Below are 17,884 nucleotides of genomic sequence, written 5' to 3'. Positions count from 1 at the left end.
CGCCGTTTCCAGGCGGCGTCGCCCCGCATCGGGGCTGACGGCATCACCTTACACCTCGCAAGTATTCAGGCGGCATCATGACCAACGATGTTCTTTCTCCGGCACTCCTGACCTCCATGGCGGCCTCGTTTAGCGTCATCGACCTCATCAAGACGGCGGAAACCCTCAAGCGCAGCGGACAGGCGGCCTCGGTGGAGACGGTCTACGCCGCCTGGCTGGGGCACCATCCCGACGATCCGCTGCGTTACGCGGTGCTCTTCAACTATTCGGTCGCGCTTCAGGACATCGGCAAGCTGGACGCGGCCCGGGAATGTCTCGAGCAGGCCATTGCCCAGCATCCGGAATTCATGCCGGCCTACATCAATCTCGGGCGCATCTACGAGCGGCAGGGCAAGATCGGCCTGGCCGTCATCCAGTGGTCGGCCGGCCTGGCCAAAATGGGGGCCATCACCGGCACGTCCGTCATGCACAAGACCACGGCCCTCAACCAGAGCGCCCGGGCGCTGGAGGCGTTAAGCCAGGACGAGAGCGCGGAAAACATGCTGCGGGAAAGCCTGGAACTGGACCGACAGCAGCGGGAGGTCATCCAGCATCTGGTCGCGCTGCGGCAGCGGCAATGCGAGTGGCCGGTGCTTTTGCCCTCGGAGCGGGTGGACCGCACGCTGCTCCTCGAAGGCATGTCGCCTCTCTCCGCCGGGGCCTTTGCCGACGACCCCATCCTGCAACTGGCCATCGCCGCCAGATACAACCAGCTCGATGTCGGCCAGCCCGGGGGGGCGCATTTTGCCTGGCCCAAGGCCCTGGAGCAGACCGGGACGCTGCGTATCGGCTACCTTTCCTCGGACTTGCGCGAGCACGCCATGGGCTATCTCATGACCGAAATTTTCGGGCTGCACGACAGGCGCAAGGTGGAGGTCCACGCCTACTATTGCGGCATCGAGGCCGAGGACGCCCTGCACGCGAAGTACAAGGCCGAAGCCGACCACTGGACGTCGATCAGCCACCTGGACGACGCGGCGGCGGCCCAAAAAATCGTCGACGACGGCATCCACATCCTGGTCGACTGCAACGGCTACACCCGGGACGCACGCCTCAAATTGATTGCCCTGCGCCCCGCGCCGGTCATCATCAACTGGCTGGGCTATCCCGGCACCATGGCCAGCCCGTACCATCACTACATCATCGCCGACGACTGGATCATTCCCAAGGACCAGGAGCTCTATTATACGGAAGAGGTCCTGCGTCTGCCGTGCTACCAGCCGAGCAACCGGACAAGGACCGTGGCCCCGGAACGGCCCACCCGGGCGGAGGCGGGCCTGCCCGAAGGGACCATGGTCTATTGCTGCTTCAACGGCCTGCATAAGGTGCACCGGTTCACCTTCGAGCGCTGGCTGTCGATCCTGGCCGAGGTGCCGGGAAGCGTGCTGTGGCTGCTCGGTGGTCCCGAGACGGTGGAGAAGCGGCTGCGCGACTACGCGGCCGGGCGTGGCATCGCCGGGGAACGGCTCGTCTTCGCGCCCAAGGTCAAAAATCCGAACCATCTGGCCCGCTATCCCCTGGCGGACCTCTTTTTGGACACCACGCCCTACGGCGCGCACACCACCGCCTCGGACGCCTTGTGGATGGGCGTGCCGGTCCTGACCCTGAGCGGTCGGTCGTTCGCCTCCCGGGTCTGCGGCAGCCTGGTGCGCGCGGCCGGATTGCCGGAAATGGTGTGCGAGACGCCCGAGGCCTTTATCCAGCGGGCCGTGGCCTTCGGCAAGGACCCGCAGTCCCTGCGCGCCGTGCGGGAAAAGCTGCGCGACGCCCATGACTCCTGCGTGCTCTTCGACATGCCGCTGCTCGTCGGCAAACTCGAAGGGCTCTACGCCCAGGCCTTCGAAGCATTCAAAGCCGGCCGGCTGCCGCGACCGGACCTGACCAACCTCGACGCCTACCTGGAAGTCGCCACCCGCATGGACCACGAAGCCCTGGATGTGCAATCCCTCGGGGACTACCACGGCTGGTGGTCGGAACACCTCGCCAAACGCCACCGGCAGCGCCCCCTTGCCCGCGACCGCCGCCTCGTTACCGATGTTGAGAAATTTCCGGGAATTGAAGAGCATTAGGAGGGAAGAGGGTGCGAGAGGGGAAACCCTTTCAAGAAAGGGTTTCCCCTCTCGCGCTCTCCCCTTACTAAAGTTTTCAATGGATACGGTGTTCACCGTACCAACTGAATTTTATTGAAAGTCTTTGGAAGGGGGGCCTGGGGGGATAACCTTTCTTCAGAAAGGTTTCCCCCCAGGTTCCTTTTTCCCTCCCCCCCATTCCTCCCTTAACGCACCGCGCATGTCGGCGTCGGGGCGGGTCTTGACCAGGAAGGCGGGGAGGTAGTCCAGGCGTTTTCGGAGCAGCGGCCCGGCGGTCGTTTCGGGGAGGGGCGCGAGTTCCGATGCGCCGTGGCGGGCCAGGTACACCGGGTCCACGCCGTCGCAGGCGTTTCGGGCCGGGCAGTCGGCGCACTGGGCCGGGAAGAGCTTGAAGCGGTCGCCGCGCATGCCGCAAAGCGTTGTGCCGTCGGGGAGCGTTTCGGCCAGCGGCGAGAAGGCATGGATCGGGCGCACGCCGCTTGCCGGAATTGCCAGGGGCTCGGCGCAGTAGGCCGGCGGCTGGTCGTGGTTGAGGCAGCGGTTGCGCCATTCGTAGGGGTCGTAGGGCACGCCGAGGACCCCGACCACATGGGCGGCCAGGGACGGAAAGGCGCATAAGGGCACGTAGCGGATGTTGGCCGCGACCCGGCCGGCGGCAAGGATCGCCACGGCTTCTTCCAGATAGGGCCGGATTTTCGTGTACGACGCGGCCAGGGCGGCGGCTTGGTCCATGCCGCGCCAGGCATGGTAGGCGTTAAACGCGATGAAGTTGACGGCGTAGACGCCCCGGGCGACGGCCAGCCGGGCGATGTCCGGGAGGCTGCGGCGGTTTCGCTCCAGCATGACTGTGTTGCAGGCGTACTGGAAGCCGCGCGCGTCCAGGGCGTCCATGGTCGCAAGCAGGGTGGCGAGCGACCCGCCGCAGGTGGCGGCAAAGGCGTCCGCGTCAGCGGCATGGAGCGAAAAAAGCAGGTCCGTCAGGCCCGCTTCGAGGAGCCGGTCGAGGAGCGTGCGCCGGTCGCGTTCGCGCAGGAGAAACTGCCCGAGGGTGATGCAGCGCACGGCCAGCCCGGCGGCAACGGCTTCGGCCACGATCTCCGGCAGTCCCTTGTGCACGGTCGGCTCGCCGCCGGTGATGTCGAGATGGGTCAGCCCATTGGCGGCAATGGCCCGGACGATGGCGCGGCACGAGGCGGTATCGCGCATTTTGGCCCGGCGCAGGGCGGAAAATTGTTCCGGTCCGCCGTCGAAAAAGCTGTAATAGCAGAAGGCGCAGGAGTGGGGGCAGCGTAGCCCCAGGTCGAGCACCGCGCCGCGGCCGAGGTGTCCTGGCGTGTGGCGGGCGACGCCGGGAAAGGTCATGGCGCGACGTCCCCCCTGGCCACGGCCGCCCGGGCTTGCCGCACGAGTTCCTTGGACTCTTCCAGAAGCCTGGCCCAGTTGTCTGGGGCGTGGATGTCCACCCGCCGGCTTTGGGGATGGTCCCGCACGGCCATGAGCGCTTGCGACACGTGGACGAAGCGCGCCCCGGCCAGGGCGAAGCGCTGGAACATGTCGTGGTCGTGGGCCAGGAGCGCCGGGTCGTAGAGGCCGCAGCGGTCGTGCAGGGCGCGCGCGTAGAGCTTGCACACGCCAAGCAGGTACCAGTTCCCGAAGCAGGCCGTAAAGCCGTAGTCCGGCAGGGCGAAGCGGCGCAGCACGCGCATGGCGTCGTCCACGATGTGCATGTCGGCGTAGGCGAAGTCCGCGCCGCTTTCCGTAAGCGCGGCGACGAGGCTGGCCAGCATGTGGGGGTAGGCCAGATCGTCGCAGGGCACGTAGGTGCAGTAGTCGCCCGTGCAGGCGGCGATGCCGGTATTGAGCGTCTGGCCGAGGCCCTGGTTGCGCTCGTGGCGCACGATGCGCAAGGCGCGGCCGGCGGCGAGGTAGACCGGGTGCCGGGTTCGCTCGATGACGTCGTTGTCCGCGTCGTAATGGCTGGCGAACGAGGTCTGGCGATGCTCCAGGTCGTCCTGGAAGTGGGCCAGCTCGCCCCGGGTGTCGTCGGTCGAGGCGTCGTCCACGACCACGATTTCCAGGGCCGGATAGTCCTGAAACCACAGGGAATCCAGGCAGGCGCGCAAATAGCGGGCCTGGTTGTAGGCCGGCACGACCACGGACACCGTGGGGAAGGGGGCTGATTGCGGCATGGCGCGGCACCTCGCGGGACCGGCGAAAGTTTGGCATGATCGGCGCATGCGGTTCGTATCACGGCCGTTTTTTCCCGGTTGCGGGTCGGACGCCTCCCCGGATGTACGGGACAAAGCGCCGTCTGGTCCAGGGGGATGCCGGCCGCCACTTGGTCCGGTCGCCACGAGCCGGGAAAGGGTTTCCCCTTCATGCGCGGCACAGTGCCCGGGTCCTTTACGCCCCGAAGCCGGCTGGCGTATGTTCCGGGAAGCAAATTTTCGCGTCAGGCCAAGGCGTTGGCGCTATCGCGAACGGGCGCCCCAACGGGGCAGGGTATTTGTCGGAGAGTTGGAAAAAACATGTTTGCATGGGATCCCAGACTGGAAGCCGTCGGCGTCGGCCGGCCGCTCGTTTCCATCATCGTCACCAGCCACAACTACGCCCGGTTCATCGTCGCGTGTCTGGAGTCCGTGCGTGGCCAGACCTACACGGCCTGGGAGTGCATTGTCGTGGACGACGCCTCCACGGACGACACGCACGAGGTCCTGACCGCCTATCTGGCCGGGCCGGGGAGCGGGGCGGCCTTCCGCTACGTCCGGCGGGAGGGCAACGGCGGGCAGATGGAGGCCTTTCGCGACGGCCTGACCCTGGCGGGCGGCCCCTTTGTCATGATGCTCGATGCCGACGACGTGCTGCTGCCCGATTTCCTGGAAACCCACATGGCCGTGCACCTCGGCACCAAGGCCGTGGCCTTTACGAGCTCCAACCAGTACCAGATCGACGCGGCCGGCACAGTCATCGGCGGCGACCACCCGGACCATCTGGCCAAGGGGTTTTACCGCTACGTGCCCCAGCAGGTGTTCCAGAAAACCTGGTGGATCTGGGCCACGGCCAGCTCCATGGTCTTTCGCCGGGCCACCCTGGACCTGATCCTGCCCGATCCCGGCGTGTCCTTCCCCATCTGCGCCGACTACTACATCGCCCATTTCTGCCAGCAGGTCGGCAATTCCATCCTGATTCCCACCATCCACGGCTGCTACCGCCGCCACGGGGAGAACAATTTCAGCGCCAATCCGCTGGTCGGGGCCATAAACGCCCTGGGCGACGTGGCCAAGCATCCGCCTCATGACGTTTTTCGCCGGGCCATGATCGCCCACGTGCTGGCCCACTACGACCGGTTCAAGCCCATCTTCGGGCCCCAGGGCCTGCTGGTCATGCTTTACCGGCTGGCCCGCTACGACGAGATGCGCCGGATTCTCACGGAACATGCGGACAAATTCGCGCCCTGCGGCCGGGGGCTTTTGCGCCGCTACGTCCGGTTCCGCCTGACGCGCTTCGCTTATGACCGCAGTCCCTTTGACGCCCGGCTCATGGTCATCGATCCGCCCCAGACCGCCTTTGTGCCGCCGCCGCCCGTTCCTGGCCGCATCTGGCTCGGCCGGCTGCGCCAGCGGCTGGGGACGTTTTTCGCGGGAACGCAACCGACACCGGAGGCTTGTCGCCATGGCAGCTGATCCACTGGTGGTGGGGCTCATCATGGCCCGGGGCGGCGGTTCCACGCTCTACCGGAAAAACGCCTTCCGGCTCCACGGCAGGCCGGTTCTCGCCTGGGCCATCGACATCCTGCGGCAGGCCGGTTTTATCGACACGGTCTTCGTCTGGACCGAGGACGCGGAACTGGCCGACATCGCCCGGGAGGCCGGGGCCGTGGCCCTGCCTCGCCCCAGGGACATGGTGCATTATTTTGGCGGCGGCTGGACGTTCGGCGAGTGGTGTCGCACCCAGGACGGGCAGATGGAAGATCACCTGGGCCGGCGTTACGACTATGTGGTGCCGCTCAATTGCAACTGCATCTGCCTGCGGCCCGAAAGCCTGCGGGCCATGTACGACCTCCTGCGCGAGAGCCGGGGCCAGGTGTTTCGCGTCCAGGCCGTCAGCCGGGTGGCCGGCGGGCTGTGCCTGGAAAATCCCGCCAATGGCCGGCTTTTCCCGATCTGGAACGACACGGACCGGACGCCGGACGCCAATCCACCGCTTTTCCGCATGGTCGGCGCGGCCGTGGTCGATCACACCATGCGCAATACCGGCGACAGCCGCACCCGCTACCACGAGGTTTCGCCCCGCGAGGGCTTCGACTTCCAGCACGCGGACGACATCCCCTTTGCCCTGCACTACCTTTCCGACCGGGCGCGGGAGGAGGGGGCGTCATGAACACCTCCGCCGTCATTCTGGCCCTGTCCTGGCTCGATCCGGGCACGGCGGCGCTGTGGGACCGGCGACTCGCCGGAGAAGGGCTGCTTGCGCGGGTGGCGCGGCATTGCCGGGAAAGCGGCGTCGTGGATACGCTGTGCGTGCTCACCGATCTCCCCGCCATCACCGGAGCGGGGGAGGGGCTCGGGGCCAGGATTCTGGCCTGCCCGGAATTTTTCCGGGGCCATCCCTTCAATTTTTTCAATATCGAGGGGCAGAACCTGTCCCGGGAGTTCCAGCTGACCCTGGAGACCGGAACCCAGGCCGACCTGACCTTTTTCCTGCCCTGGAACATGCCCTTTCTGGATGGACGGATACTGGAGAAGATGTACCATACCCTGCTCGAGGACCCGCTGACAGCGCGGCTTTTGCCCATGCGCCCCGTCGATCCGCAGCTTATGGCGCGCGTGGACGGCGGCGGGGACTTTTTCCCGATCTGGCTGCACAAGACCGTGGACCGCCAGCTCATCCCGCAGCTCCACCGGCCGGCTCCGGCCTGCCTGACCCACTGGAGCCGGGTGTTTGCCTGCATGCCCAAGGTTGCGGGGCTGCCCTGCGACAAGACAGAGACGTTCCGGGTGCGGGAGGAGGCGGATGTCGCCCTGGCCGCGTTTCTGGAAGACTACCGGCTGGGCCAGAAGGGGGATGCGGCGCGATGAACGTCCACGAGAGGATCGCGGCCGCGCGGGACGCCGCCGAGGCCGGCCCGCCTGTTGTCTTGCCCGGGGCCTTGCGGGACGAGCGCCTCTTGGCCGTTGCGGTCAGCCGTCCCCGGGTGAGCTTCGTTCTCACCAGCTACAACTATGGCCGCTACATCACCGACTGCCTGGCATCCGTTTCCGGCCAGGACTACGACAACTGGGAATGCCTCGTGGTCGACGACGCCTCCACGGACGATTCCGTGGCCCGGGTGCGGGCGTTTCTGGCGACCGTAGCCGCGCCCGAACGCTTCAGGCTCATCGAACGCCCGGCCAACGGCGGCCAGATGGAGGCCTTTCGCGACGGGCTGGCCCGGGCCACGGGCAGCTTCGTGGTCATGCTCGACGCCGACGACGTGCTGTTGCCCGATTTCCTGACCGCCCACATGCGGGCGCACCTCACCGTGGCCACGGTGGCCATGACCAGCACCAACCAGTACCAGATAAACGGCGCGGGCGAGGTGATCGCCGGGCAGCACATGGACCACCAGTCCAAGGGCTATTTCCGCCACGTGCGCCAGACGAGCTTCCAGAAGGGCTTCTGGGTCTGGGCCACGTCCAGCTCCATGGTATTCCGGCGCAGCACCGTGGAGCGCGTCATGCCCCGGGACGGGACCACCTTCCGCATCTGCGCCGACTATTACATCGCCCATTTCTGCCACCTGCTCGGCGATTCGCTGCTCGTGCCCACCATCCATGGCTGCTACCGCCGCCACGGGCAAAACAATTTCGGCTCCAACCCGGTGCTCGGCAACATCAACAGCGTGGGCGACCTGGACAGGCATCCGCCCCATGACCTTTTCCGGCAGACCATCATCCGCCACGTGTGCGAGAACAGGGACCTCTTTTATCCCATCTTCATGGGCAAGGGGCTGGTCCGGTTCCTGCTGCGTCTGGTGAAGCCCGCCGAGCTGCCGGGGCTGGTGGCCCGATATCCGGAGATCTTCCCCCGCGCGACAGCCCATTACCTGTGGCTGGCGACGCGGGCCGCCTTGGCGCGGTCGCGCACGCCGGTCAGCGAGAAATTCAAGATTCTGCCGGTCGCGGCGACGCGGGGCGACAGGCCCGGCCCCGCGCGGCCGGACGGGAGGCAGGCGACATGATTCCCCTTTCCCGGATGCAGATCATCCAGATCGATGTGACCAATGCCTGTCCCAACCGCTGCTCCAACTGCACGCGGTTGGTCGGGCATCATCGCAAGCCGTTTTTCATGGACATGGACACGTTTACGCGGGCGGTCGATTCGCTGGCCGATTTTCCCGGCGTCGTCGGCATGATCGGCGGCGAACCGCTGGTGCACCCGGACTTCGCCGCCATGGCCGCCTACCTGGCCTCGGTCGTCCCGGACCGCAAACGCCGGGGCCTGTGGTCCACCGTGCCGAAGGCCTTGGGCCAGAAATACGGGACGCTGATACGCGAGGTGTTCGGCTACCAGTCGTTTAACGACCACAGCCTGGACAAGATCCTGCACCAGCCCGTGCTGGTGGCGGCGCGGGAAGTCGTCGCCGATCCCAGGAAAATGTGGCGGCTGATCGACGACTGCTGGGTGCAGCGTTACTGGTCGGCGTCCATTACGCCCAAGGGCGCGTTTTTCTGCGAGGTTGCCGCAAGCCTGGACATGCTTTTCGACGGCCCGGGCGGCTGGCCCGTCGAGCCCGGCTGGTGGAAACGCGTTCCCGGCGATTATGGGGACCAGATGGCGCGCGCCTGCCCGCATTGCGGTTGCGCCATCGCGCTGCCGCGCCGGCCGAGCGCGGAGGGCATCGACGACGTGAGCCCGGGGAACCTGCGGCGGCTTACCGCCCTCGGTTCGCCCAAGGCGGCGGCCGGCAAGGTGGAGGTCTTTCACGGCGGCCTGGAAGCCGACTGGCATCCCGGGCCCAACTGGTACATGTCGGCCATCGATCGCGGCGAGGAATTGGCCTGTCGGGCGCGCATCGCCCGGCGTCTTGAAAGCGGGGAGGCCGCCGGGGACGCGGCCGGAACGACGGAGGAGCGGGCATGAATGCGTCTTCCCGTTGCCCCACGACCAGGGAGCGGTCCCTGACCAAGCGCGGCGTGGTCTGGCTGGGCCAGACCTGCAACCTGCGCTGCCGGTTCTGCTATTTCCAGACGCGCATCGAAGCCAGGGACCATCCCGAACATCCCTTCATGAGCCTGGAAAAGGCGACCGCCATCGTCGATACCCTGCGTAGCCACTATGACAACCGGGCCATCGACATCCAGGGCGGTGAGCCCACCATTTTCCCGGGCATCGAGCGTCTCTGCGAACACTGCGCGACCATCGGGCTGACGCCGACGCTCATCACCAACGGTCTGGCCCTGGCCAAGCGGCAGGCCTGCCGGTGTCTGGCCGATGCCGGCGTGCGGGACCTCTTGGTCAGCGTCCACGGCCTGGGGGACAATTACGACGACGTGGTCGGCGTGCCCGGGGCGCACAAGAAGCAGATGGAGGCCTTGTCCAATTGCCTGGCCGTGGGGCTGCCGGTGCGGTTTAATTGCGTGCTGACGCGCTCCGCCCTGCCGCAGCTTGCCGATGTGGCCAGGCTTGCCGTCGAGATCGGGGCGCGGGTGGTCAACTTCATCGCCTTTAATCCCTTCGAGGACCAGCAGACCGGCGAGCGTTCCCGCAAGGACGTGCCGGCCTACGGCGAGGTGACCCCGCCCCTGGTTACTGCCCTGGACAGCCTGGAGCGCGCCGGCATCGAGGCCAACGTGCGCTATTTCCCCCTGTGCCAATTGCCGGACGCCTATCGGAAAAACATCTACGACTTCCAGCAGCTGCCCTACGACTCCCACGAGTGGGACTACGCCTCCTGGTCCTGGACGGACATGAAGCCCCAGCGCAGGCGCGACGGCGGGCTGTCGCCGCTGCTTACCCTGCGCGAGGCCAACCTGCGTTCGCCCCTGTACCGGGCCATCCCGGCCGAAGTGGCCGAGCGTTTCACCACCGAGGAGCTTTACCGCGAAAACGCCCGCATCCGGGCCGTGGAGCATTGCGGCTACAGGTACGCCCCGGCCTGCGAGGCCTGCGGCGCGCGGGGCATCTGCGACGGCTTCCACGGCGACTACGCCTCGTTTTTCGGCTTTGGCGAGGCCGCGCCCATTGTCACGCCCGCGCCCATCACCGATCCGAAGCACTACATCGACGCCCAGGACAAGATCGTCGATTGAGAACGCGGTGGCAAAGGACAGGCAGGTCATGAGCGGCATCACACACAACGCGTGCCCCATCTGCGGCGGCGTATTCGATATCGTGGCTATAAGCGCCCACATGCGGCGCGTAGCCCGCTGCCGTGACTGCGGCCACGCCTTCGTGCAGAACCCGCCGTCCGCCCAGGAGATTTGGGCCTGGTTTCAGGGCGAGTCCTACTTTGCCGACAATTACAACCGGCAGGGGATTTTTTCCCTGGAGGACGACGCCCAGTGGGAAGGCTGGCTGGCCGGGCGATTCGACGAGCTGGAGTGGTACATTCCCGAAGCGGGGTTTCGATCCGGGCCGCCGCGCCGCGTGTTCGAGGTGGGCTGTCTGGAGGGGCGGCTCATCGACGCGCTTGGTCGCCGGGGGCACACCGTCGCCGGTTGCGATATCAACGAGACCATGACCCGACGGGGGAGGGCGGCTTTTGGCCGGGACATCCGCACCGGCACGGTGGACCGGTGCGCGCCGCCGATCGGGGCCTTCGACGTGGTGCTGGTCTATTTCGTGCTCCAATACGAACCGTGCCCGCAGGCAGCGTTCGCCTCGTGGATGCGCCTGCTCGCCCCGGGCGGCCGGATCTTTTGCATCTTCCCCGTGGGGGACAGCGGCCGCGCCGACCCCATGTGCCTGCACTTTTTCTCCCGGGTGTCACTGGCGCGGCTGGCGCAAACGCATTTGTACGACTACCGGCTGACCATCACGGCCGAGGACCGGCCCGGTCGCAAGGAGCACAAGGCCGTGCTCGTCGGTTCCAAGCAAGCCTGAGCCGCGTTCGCGGCGTTTTCCTCTCCCGTTTCGCTCGATTGTTTCCTTTGGAGCGCGCCTTACCGCGCCTTGGCCAGACTCCTGCGGAAAAGGGCCAGGGCCAGCAGGAAAAAGCCCGCGCCGATGGCGGCGATGGCGACGAAGCTGGGCCAGATAAGCGAAAATCCCGCGCCGCGATAGAGGATCGCCTGGGCCAGACTCACGAAGTGCGTGGTCGGCGCGATCTGCATGATGTCCTGGACCAGTTCCGGCATGCTTTCCCGGGGGCTGATGCTGCCGGACAGGATTTCGAGCGGCAGGATGACCAGGATCATGGACAGCCCGAGCTGCGGCATGTTGCGGGCAATGGTGCCGAGAAAGACGCCGATGCAGGACGTGGCGTAAAATTGGAGCAGCGCGCCGCCGAGGAAAAGCGGCACCGATCCGGCCAGCGGCACGCCAAGCGCCCCGCGTACGACGAAGGCCAGGGACAAGGCCACGGCGGTCACCACCACGAAACCCATGGACCAGATCTTGGCCGCCAGGATCTCCACAGCCGAGATGGGCATGACCAGCAGATGCTCCAGTGTGCCGCGCTCGCGTTCGCGCACCAGCGCCGCGCCGGCCAGGAGGATGGAGAGCAAGGTGATGTTGTTGATGATCTCCATCACGCTGCCGAACCAGGAGCTGGTCAGATTGGGGTTGAACTTGACCCGCACGGCAAGCGCGACCGGCGTTGCCGCCGCGCCGCGCCGGCGCTGGACGAATTCGCGCACCGCGCCCTCGATGATGTTCTGGATGTAGCTTGCGCCGATATAGGCCTGCGACATCATGGTGGCGTCGATGTTGACCTGGATGTCCGGTTGCCGGCCGGCCAGGACGTCGTGTTCGAATTCCGGCGGGATATCCAGCACGAAGATGAAGCGCCCGGCGTCCAGGGCCGGGTCCATCTCGTAGGGGGCGATGCGGCGCGGCGTCTTGAAATAAGGGCCGTAAAAGGACTGGGTGATGCGCACGGACAGCGACGAATCGTCCTCGTCGACAATGGCGATGGGCGCGTTGTGCAGCTCCTGGGACGTGGCCCGGGCCACCACGTAAATGCCTCCGGTAAAGACCCAGACGATGACCACCAGCAGCACCTTGTCGTGCCACAACCCCCACAGTTCCTTGATGCCGAGGCGGTATATGTTTCGCAGGCGACGCATGGTCATTTCTCCTGCTTTGGGAGCAGCCAGACGCTGAGGCCGGTCAGGACCGGCACATAGGCGCAAAGGACCAGGAAATCCGGCATAAGATCGCGCAGCGACAAAGCCTTGGTGAAAATACCCCGGCTGATGTTGAGGAAATAGGTGGCCGGATACACGGTGCCGATAAAGGCCCCCGGTCCCTGCAGCGCCGCCACCGGCGTGGTCAGCCCGGAAAAGGTGACGGTGGCCAGAAGCGTCGTGATGGCGGCCACGGCCAGGGCGGCGATCTGGGTGCGGGTAAACGACGAGACCAGCAGGCCGATGCCCGTGGTCACCATCACGAAAACCAGCCCAGTGAGCGTCAGGGCGGCGAAGTTGCCCTTCACGGGCACATGGAAGGCGAAAACGGCCAGGCCGCACATGCCGAAAAAGCTGACCATGCTGACGACCACGTAGGGCAGTTGCTTGCCGAGCAGGAATTCCACCCGGGTCACCGGCGTGACGTAGAGGTTGACGATGGAGCCCAGCTCCTTTTCCCGCACCACGCCAAGGGCCGTCATGATGGCCGGGATGAAGACCAGAAGGAGCGGGATGACGGCAGGGACCATGGCGTAGAGACTCTTGAAATCCTGGTTGTAGCGGTAGCGCACCTGGACGCCGGCCGGGGCCGGAACGGTCGCCGCGCCGCTTTGGCGGGCGAGGTTTGCCAGATACAGGCTGTGCACGCCCTCCACGTAGCCGCGTATGGTCTCGCCGCGAAAGGGCATGGCCCCGTCCACCCAGACGCCGATGGTCGCCTTGCGCCCGCGCCGTACGTCCCGGCCGAAATCCGGGGGAATCTCCAAGGCCACGCTCAGATCGCCCGTGGCCATGCGGCGGTCCATGTCTATGGTGTCGGCCAGGGGAGGGAGTTCCTTAAAATAGCGCGAGCCGCTGAAATTGCGGATGTAGTCCCGGCTCTCGGGCGACTGGTCCCGGTCGAGGACCGCGAAATGCAGGTTTTCCACATCGAAGGTGATGCCATAGCCGAGGATGGCAAGCAGGATCACCGAACCCAGAAGCGAGATGAGAAGCCGCACCGGGTCGCGCAGGATTTCCCGAAGTTCCCGGCCGGCGTAGGCGGAAAGGCGCATGAGGCTCAATCCCGGGATGCGGGCCGGTCCGGCTTTCTCCGGCTCCGGTTGGGGCAGGGGAGCGGCGCCCGCCTTGTCCGGGGAGCCGGGGGCGGCCGGGCCCGAGGCCTCTTCGAGATAGGCGATGAAAGCCTCTTCCAGGGTGGCCTTGCCGCGAAGCCTGGCCAGGGCCCGCGGCGCGTCGCTGGCCAGGACCTTGCCCGCGTGCATAAGCGAGATGCGGTCGCAGCGCTCACCCTCGTTCATGAAGTGGGTGGACACGAAGATGGTCACGCCCTGGTTGCGCGATAAATCGACGAGCAGTTCCCAGAAGCCGTCCCGGGCCACGGGGTCCACACCCGAGGTGGGCTCGTCGAGAATCAGCATCTCCGGGCCGTGGATCACGGCCACGGCCAGGGACAGGCGCTGGCGGATGCCGAGCGGCAGGCGCTCGGGCAGCTCGTCGGCGTAGGCGGTGAGGTTGAACCGCGTGAGCATCTCGCCCACGCGGGCCGGGATTTTGTCCCGGGGCATCTGGAAGAGTTGGGCGTGCAGGGTGAGGTTGTGGCGCACGGTCAGCTCTTCGTAGAGGGAAAAGGACTGGGTCATGTAGCCCACGCGCTTGCGGGTCGCCATGTCCCGGGTATCGACCGCCTTGCCGAAAAGAAGCGCCCGGCCCTCGGTCGGCGGCAACAGGCCGGTCAGCATCTTCATGGTGGTGGTCTTGCCGCAGCCGTTGGAGCCGAGAAAACCGAAGATTTCGCCCCGGCGGATTTCGAAATTCACGTGGTCCACGGCGGTAAAGGACCCGAAGCGCATGGTCAGCCCTTCGGCCACGATGGCCGGCGCTTCGTCCCCCCCCGGCGCAAGGGGCGGCACCACCAGCGTCTTGTGCCCGCGCCGCCTGGATTCGGGCAGCAGACGGATAAAGGCCGTGTCCAGGTCCGGGGCCCCGGTGCGCGTGAGCATCTCGGCCGGGGTTCCCGTGGCCAGGATACGGCCGGCGTCCATGGCCGCCAGCCAGTCGAAGCCCTGGGCTTCTTCCATATAGGCCGTGGCCACCAGCACGCTCATGCCCGGACGGCCGGCGCGGATGTCGTCGATGAGCCGCCAGAACTGGCGACGGGAAAGTGGGTCCACGCCGGTGGTCGGTTCGTCGAGCAGGAGCAGGTCCGGGTCGTGGATCAGGGCGCAGCACAGGCCGAGCTTTTGCTTCATGCCCCCGGAGAGCTTGCCGGCGGCCCGGTCGCCGAAAGGGGCCAGGCCGGTGCTTACAAGCAACCGGTCGATGCGTTGGCGGCGTTCGCGCGGGCCCAGGCCGAAAAGCCGGGCGAAAAAGTCCACGTTTTCGCGCACGGAAAGGGTCATGTACAGGTTTTTGCCAAGCCCCTGGGGCATGTAGGCGATGCGCGGGCAGACCGCGTCCCGGTGCTTCGCGTCGGCCATGTCGCCGCCGAGGACCGCAACCGTCCCCCGCTGGATGCGCCTCGCCCCGGACACCAGGGCGAGCAGGCTCGATTTGCCCACCCCGTCCGGGCCGATAAGCCCGATCATGCGCCCGGCCGGGATGTCGAGGTCCACGGCCTCGAGGGCCACGACCTTGCCGTAGCGCAGTCCCACGCCGGTGAGTCGGGCCGCGCCCGCCGGGGTCATGGCGCGGGCTCCCTCACTTCGACCACGGGCGGCACCTCGCGCGGCCAGGGGGCCGCGGGATCGAGACGCACGTAGGCCACGCCGGGCAGGCCCGTCTTCACCAGCTTGGCGTAGCGCCGCAGCAACTCGGGCAGGATGTTGATCTTGATGCGAAACATCAGCTTCTCGCGTTCGGTGCGGGTCTCCACGGCCTTGGGCGTGAACTGGGCCTGGGGCGAGACGAAGGTCACCCGCCCGGGGATGGACAGATCCGGCCGGGCGTCGAGCACGATGCGCGCCTCGGCGTCGAGGGCCGTGCGTCCCACCTGGGAGGTGGGCAGAAAAAGGGTCATGTAGACGTCGGTGAGGTCGAGCAGGGTGACGACCTGCCCGCCTACGCCGAGGACTTCCCCGGGTTCGGCCAGGCGGTAGAGCACCCGGCCGTCGATGGGCGCGGTCAGGGTGCAGTCCGCGATGTCGGCCTGGATCGTCTCGGCTCTGGCCCTGGCCGCCTCGATGGCCGCCTGGGCCTCCTCGACGCCGGCCTCGGCGGCTTCCAGGGCGGAGGTGGCGGCGAAAACCTGGGCCTTGGCCGCCTCGAGCAGGGCATTGCTGGTCTCCCGGGCGGTCTGGTCCACGTCGAGCTTTTCGCGGGCCACGATGCCACCGGTATGCAGCACCTTGGTGCGGCGCAGTTCGATTTCAGCCAGTTGGAGCTGGCTTGCGCGCTGGGCCACCAGGGCCTCGGCGGCGGCGATTTCGTTTTGGCGCTGGGCAACGGAGGCCGCGGCGCTGGCCTTTTTGTGCGCGGCCTGCAGGGTGGCCGCCTGGGCCTCGCGCAGGTCGGCGTCGAGGACCTTGGTGTCGATTCTGGCCAGTACCTGCCCCACCGTGACGTCGTCGCCTTCCCGCACGGTCACGGCGGTAAGACGCCCGGCCAGTTTTGTGGCGACATCCACCTCCGTGGCTTCGATGCGTCCGTTGCCCACGGCAAAAGCCCCGCCGAGGTCGCGGGGCTTGAGTTTGTACCAAGTGAAAAAGCCTCCGGCGGCGAGGAGCAGGAGCAGGAGAAAGACGAGCCAACGTTGGGACTTTTTTTGCGGCATGGGCATACTCCGTCGACGTCGCCCGGTAAGGCTGCCCGTTTCGTTCCAAGGGCAATGCCCTGGGACAGCCAGAGAGCCTTGTGAGAAAGTTACTATACTACGTATCCTGAAGCAATGTTCAAGAACCCTGGGCCGATGGAAAAGAAAGGTTTCTCGCCATGGGCCTGGGAGTCCCGCCTGTCGCGCCACCGCATCCTGCGCGAAGCGATGGCGTTTTCGTTGCCGTGTCCGCGCCGGCAGGCCCAGGCTGCGACGCGATACGGTGGAGTCGATGCCGACGGGGTTGCGCTCTGGGAGACCGCGTGCAGTATTTTATACCCGCCAAAGAAGGGCGGATGGATGCTTCCCGCGACACCTAGTGATCCTCGCGGCTGGCGGCGAAGGGGGGGGCCACCCCGCAATGGGCGCGGAAACGCTCGATCAGCGGCGACGGGGACAAGCTCAAAATGAAAAAGGCCTTTTGGGAGCCACCCAAAAAGCCTTTTTCTAAAATGGTTTGTTCAGAGGAAGGATATTTCCTCTATTGCAGGGAGCGTGCCAAGACATGATGATTGGTTTCCTTGGCAGTCTTCGGCTTATTTTTCAGTGTGTTAGGATGTTTGCCGGTGGCTGGCCAGCGAGAGCCGGCCCGGCGTGGCGTACAGAATCCTTTACTGTGCCGGGGAAGCCACGAAAAGAGGCCAAGGATTTATACCCGGCGCGGCCGGCGGCCAGGGGGCTGGCGCTCAGCGCCATTTCGTCTTGTCGAAGAGCCCCCGCTTGGAGAGTTCGTTTTGCTTGTATCGGTCGAAATCGAAATGCCCGGGGACGGTCGCACCGTCATGGCGGTTGGCCGCTATGGCGAAGATGGCTACCAGGGCGATAAGGCCCACGGCAAGGCTGATAAAGATCCATTCCATGCTCTTTACTAGCAGGGGAAAAGGCGCGTGTCATCCTCGGATGCGAAGGGGCCAGGAAGGTTGTCTGCCTAAAAGGACTTTTGCGACAGGCTGTTAGGCCTCCTTGGTCGCGTCCTGGATGATTTTCATTGTCGCGGCCTTGCGCGACTCCAGGATGAGCAGAAACACTTCCGAGCCTTTTTGCCGCCGCTCCCACCATTCAGGATCGGCAAGGGCCAGGATCGCGTCGGCAACAGCGTCCCGCTTTTCCCGTGGCACGGACCGCAGCCGGGCCAGGCACAGCTCTTTCGCGTCGACCTTCATGTCCGCCAGGCTGGCCCGCTTCGGGCTCTCCTTTTTCATGCGGCACATTAAAAGCTGTACGTTCCGGTGGTCGGCATGAGCGCCCCACCTGCGGCACCATTTTGATTGTTCCCAAGAGCCTGATTTAACATTGGTTTGAGCCCTTCAAGGCTCTTGTTATCATTGTTCGATTTGTTGCTGTGGTAGTTGAGGCGGGGGGAAGATTTGTATCCGGATTGATTGGCGGTTGTTTTCGCGGCGTTATCGCCCTGCTGCGGATCCTGGGATGTATTTTCCGCAAATGAAACGCCTGTCGAAAGAAGAAAACATGCGAACAGCAAGATAAACGTTTTCATAGGCCTTTCCTGCTTGCAAAGGTGCGTTGGGCCGTGCTGCGCCCGGTACGTCTCGACCGTCCGGGCACCAAGGCCCTGAGCGTAGCAGAGAGGCGACCGTTGCGCCAGGGCGTCAAGG

16 protein-coding genes are annotated in these 17,884 nt (G+C 65.9%); 8 read left to right on the top strand and 8 right to left on the bottom strand.

The window, feature by feature from the left end; translation table 11 throughout:
* Positions 1-77: 77 nt before the first annotated feature.
* Complete coding sequence (locus ACMZ6R_RS00615; RefSeq protein ID WP_416108714.1) at positions 78-2,108, top strand: glycosyl transferase; 2,031 nt, start codon at positions 78-80, stop codon at positions 2,106-2,108.
* Between the two features lie 156 nt (positions 2,109-2,264).
* Here the strand turns inward: ACMZ6R_RS00615 and ACMZ6R_RS00610 are convergent, their stop codons facing one another.
* Together ACMZ6R_RS00610 and ACMZ6R_RS00605 are read right to left on the bottom strand one after the other, a co-directional pair.
* Positions 2,265-3,491, bottom strand: coding sequence for a radical SAM protein (locus ACMZ6R_RS00610; protein ID WP_416108713.1), 1,227 nt, complete (start codon positions 3,489-3,491; stop codon positions 2,265-2,267).
* Positions 3,488-4,318, bottom strand: a complete 831-nt coding sequence (locus ACMZ6R_RS00605; protein WP_416108712.1) for a glycosyltransferase family 2 protein — start codon at positions 4,316-4,318, stop codon at positions 3,488-3,490. The genes ACMZ6R_RS00610 and ACMZ6R_RS00605 overlap by 4 nt, the downstream gene beginning before the upstream one ends.
* A 339-nt stretch (positions 4,319-4,657) precedes the next feature.
* Here ACMZ6R_RS00605 and ACMZ6R_RS00600 point away from each other — a divergent pair, with 339 nt between their 5' ends.
* Genes ACMZ6R_RS00600 through ACMZ6R_RS00570 form a run of 7 tightly spaced genes read left to right on the top strand, consistent with a single transcriptional unit; the run spans position 4,658 to position 11,213 of the window.
* The gene (locus tag ACMZ6R_RS00600) at positions 4,658-5,812 is read left to right on the top strand and encodes a glycosyltransferase family 2 protein (RefSeq protein WP_416108710.1); all 1,155 of its coding nucleotides are present in this window, start codon (positions 4,658-4,660) and stop codon (positions 5,810-5,812) included.
* On the top strand, positions 5,802-6,509 hold the full coding sequence (locus tag ACMZ6R_RS00595) for a cytidylyltransferase domain-containing protein (RefSeq protein WP_416108708.1): 708 nt from the start codon (positions 5,802-5,804) through the stop codon (positions 6,507-6,509). Before ACMZ6R_RS00600 ends, ACMZ6R_RS00595 begins: the two co-directional genes overlap by 11 nt.
* Complete coding sequence (locus ACMZ6R_RS00590; protein ID WP_416108707.1) at positions 6,506-7,207, top strand: hypothetical protein; 702 nt, start codon at positions 6,506-6,508, stop codon at positions 7,205-7,207. The genes ACMZ6R_RS00595 and ACMZ6R_RS00590 overlap by 4 nt, the downstream gene beginning before the upstream one ends.
* The gene (locus ACMZ6R_RS00585; protein WP_416108705.1) at positions 7,204-8,349 is read left to right on the top strand and encodes a glycosyltransferase family 2 protein; all 1,146 of its coding nucleotides are present in this window, start codon (positions 7,204-7,206) and stop codon (positions 8,347-8,349) included. Before ACMZ6R_RS00590 ends, ACMZ6R_RS00585 begins: the two co-directional genes overlap by 4 nt.
* Positions 8,346-9,251 (top strand): radical SAM protein, encoded by a 906-nt coding sequence (locus tag ACMZ6R_RS00580; RefSeq protein WP_416108704.1) that lies wholly within the window; start codon positions 8,346-8,348, stop codon positions 9,249-9,251. The genes ACMZ6R_RS00585 and ACMZ6R_RS00580 overlap by 4 nt, the downstream gene beginning before the upstream one ends.
* Positions 9,248-10,420: a radical SAM protein gene (locus ACMZ6R_RS00575; protein ID WP_416108703.1), complete on the top strand. Its 1,173-nt coding sequence runs from the start codon at positions 9,248-9,250 to the stop codon at positions 10,418-10,420. Before ACMZ6R_RS00580 ends, ACMZ6R_RS00575 begins: the two co-directional genes overlap by 4 nt.
* A gap of 28 nt (positions 10,421-10,448) precedes the next feature.
* Positions 10,449-11,213, top strand: a complete 765-nt coding sequence (locus ACMZ6R_RS00570; protein WP_416108702.1) for a class I SAM-dependent methyltransferase — start codon at positions 10,449-10,451, stop codon at positions 11,211-11,213.
* Between the two features lie 59 nt (positions 11,214-11,272).
* Here ACMZ6R_RS00570 and ACMZ6R_RS00565 read toward each other — a convergent pair whose 3' ends face one another.
* From ACMZ6R_RS00565 to ACMZ6R_RS00540, 6 genes are all read right to left on the bottom strand, one after another.
* A complete protein-coding gene (locus ACMZ6R_RS00565; RefSeq protein ID WP_416108700.1) occupies positions 11,273-12,403 on the bottom strand; it encodes an ABC transporter permease in 1,131 nt (376 codons plus the stop codon).
* Entirely contained in the window at positions 12,400-15,144 is a 2,745-nt protein-coding gene (gene rbbA, locus ACMZ6R_RS00560; protein ID WP_416108698.1) for a ribosome-associated ATPase/putative transporter RbbA, read from the bottom strand. The genes ACMZ6R_RS00565 and rbbA overlap by 4 nt, the downstream gene beginning before the upstream one ends.
* Positions 15,141-16,229: an HlyD family secretion protein gene (locus ACMZ6R_RS00555; protein WP_416108697.1), complete on the bottom strand. Its 1,089-nt coding sequence runs from the start codon at positions 16,227-16,229 to the stop codon at positions 15,141-15,143. Before ACMZ6R_RS00555 ends, rbbA begins: the two co-directional genes overlap by 4 nt.
* A gap of 725 nt (positions 16,230-16,954) precedes the next feature.
* Positions 16,955-17,128, bottom strand: a complete 174-nt coding sequence (locus tag ACMZ6R_RS00550; RefSeq protein ID WP_416108695.1) for a hypothetical protein — start codon at positions 17,126-17,128, stop codon at positions 16,955-16,957.
* A gap of 93 nt (positions 17,129-17,221) precedes the next feature.
* Complete coding sequence (locus ACMZ6R_RS00545; protein WP_416108694.1) at positions 17,222-17,470, bottom strand: hypothetical protein; 249 nt, start codon at positions 17,468-17,470, stop codon at positions 17,222-17,224.
* An 8-nt stretch (positions 17,471-17,478) separates the two neighbouring features.
* Positions 17,479-17,766, bottom strand: a complete 288-nt coding sequence (locus ACMZ6R_RS00540; protein WP_416108692.1) for a hypothetical protein — start codon at positions 17,764-17,766, stop codon at positions 17,479-17,481.
* Positions 17,767-17,884 lie beyond the last annotated feature (118 nt).

It is taken from the genome of Solidesulfovibrio sp. C21, assembly GCF_047785625.1.
Classification (GTDB): Bacteria; Desulfobacterota; Desulfovibrionia; order Desulfovibrionales; family Desulfovibrionaceae; genus Solidesulfovibrio.
Note: the sequence above shows the minus strand (reverse complement) of the source record. Positions and strands in the feature narration are given on the sequence as shown.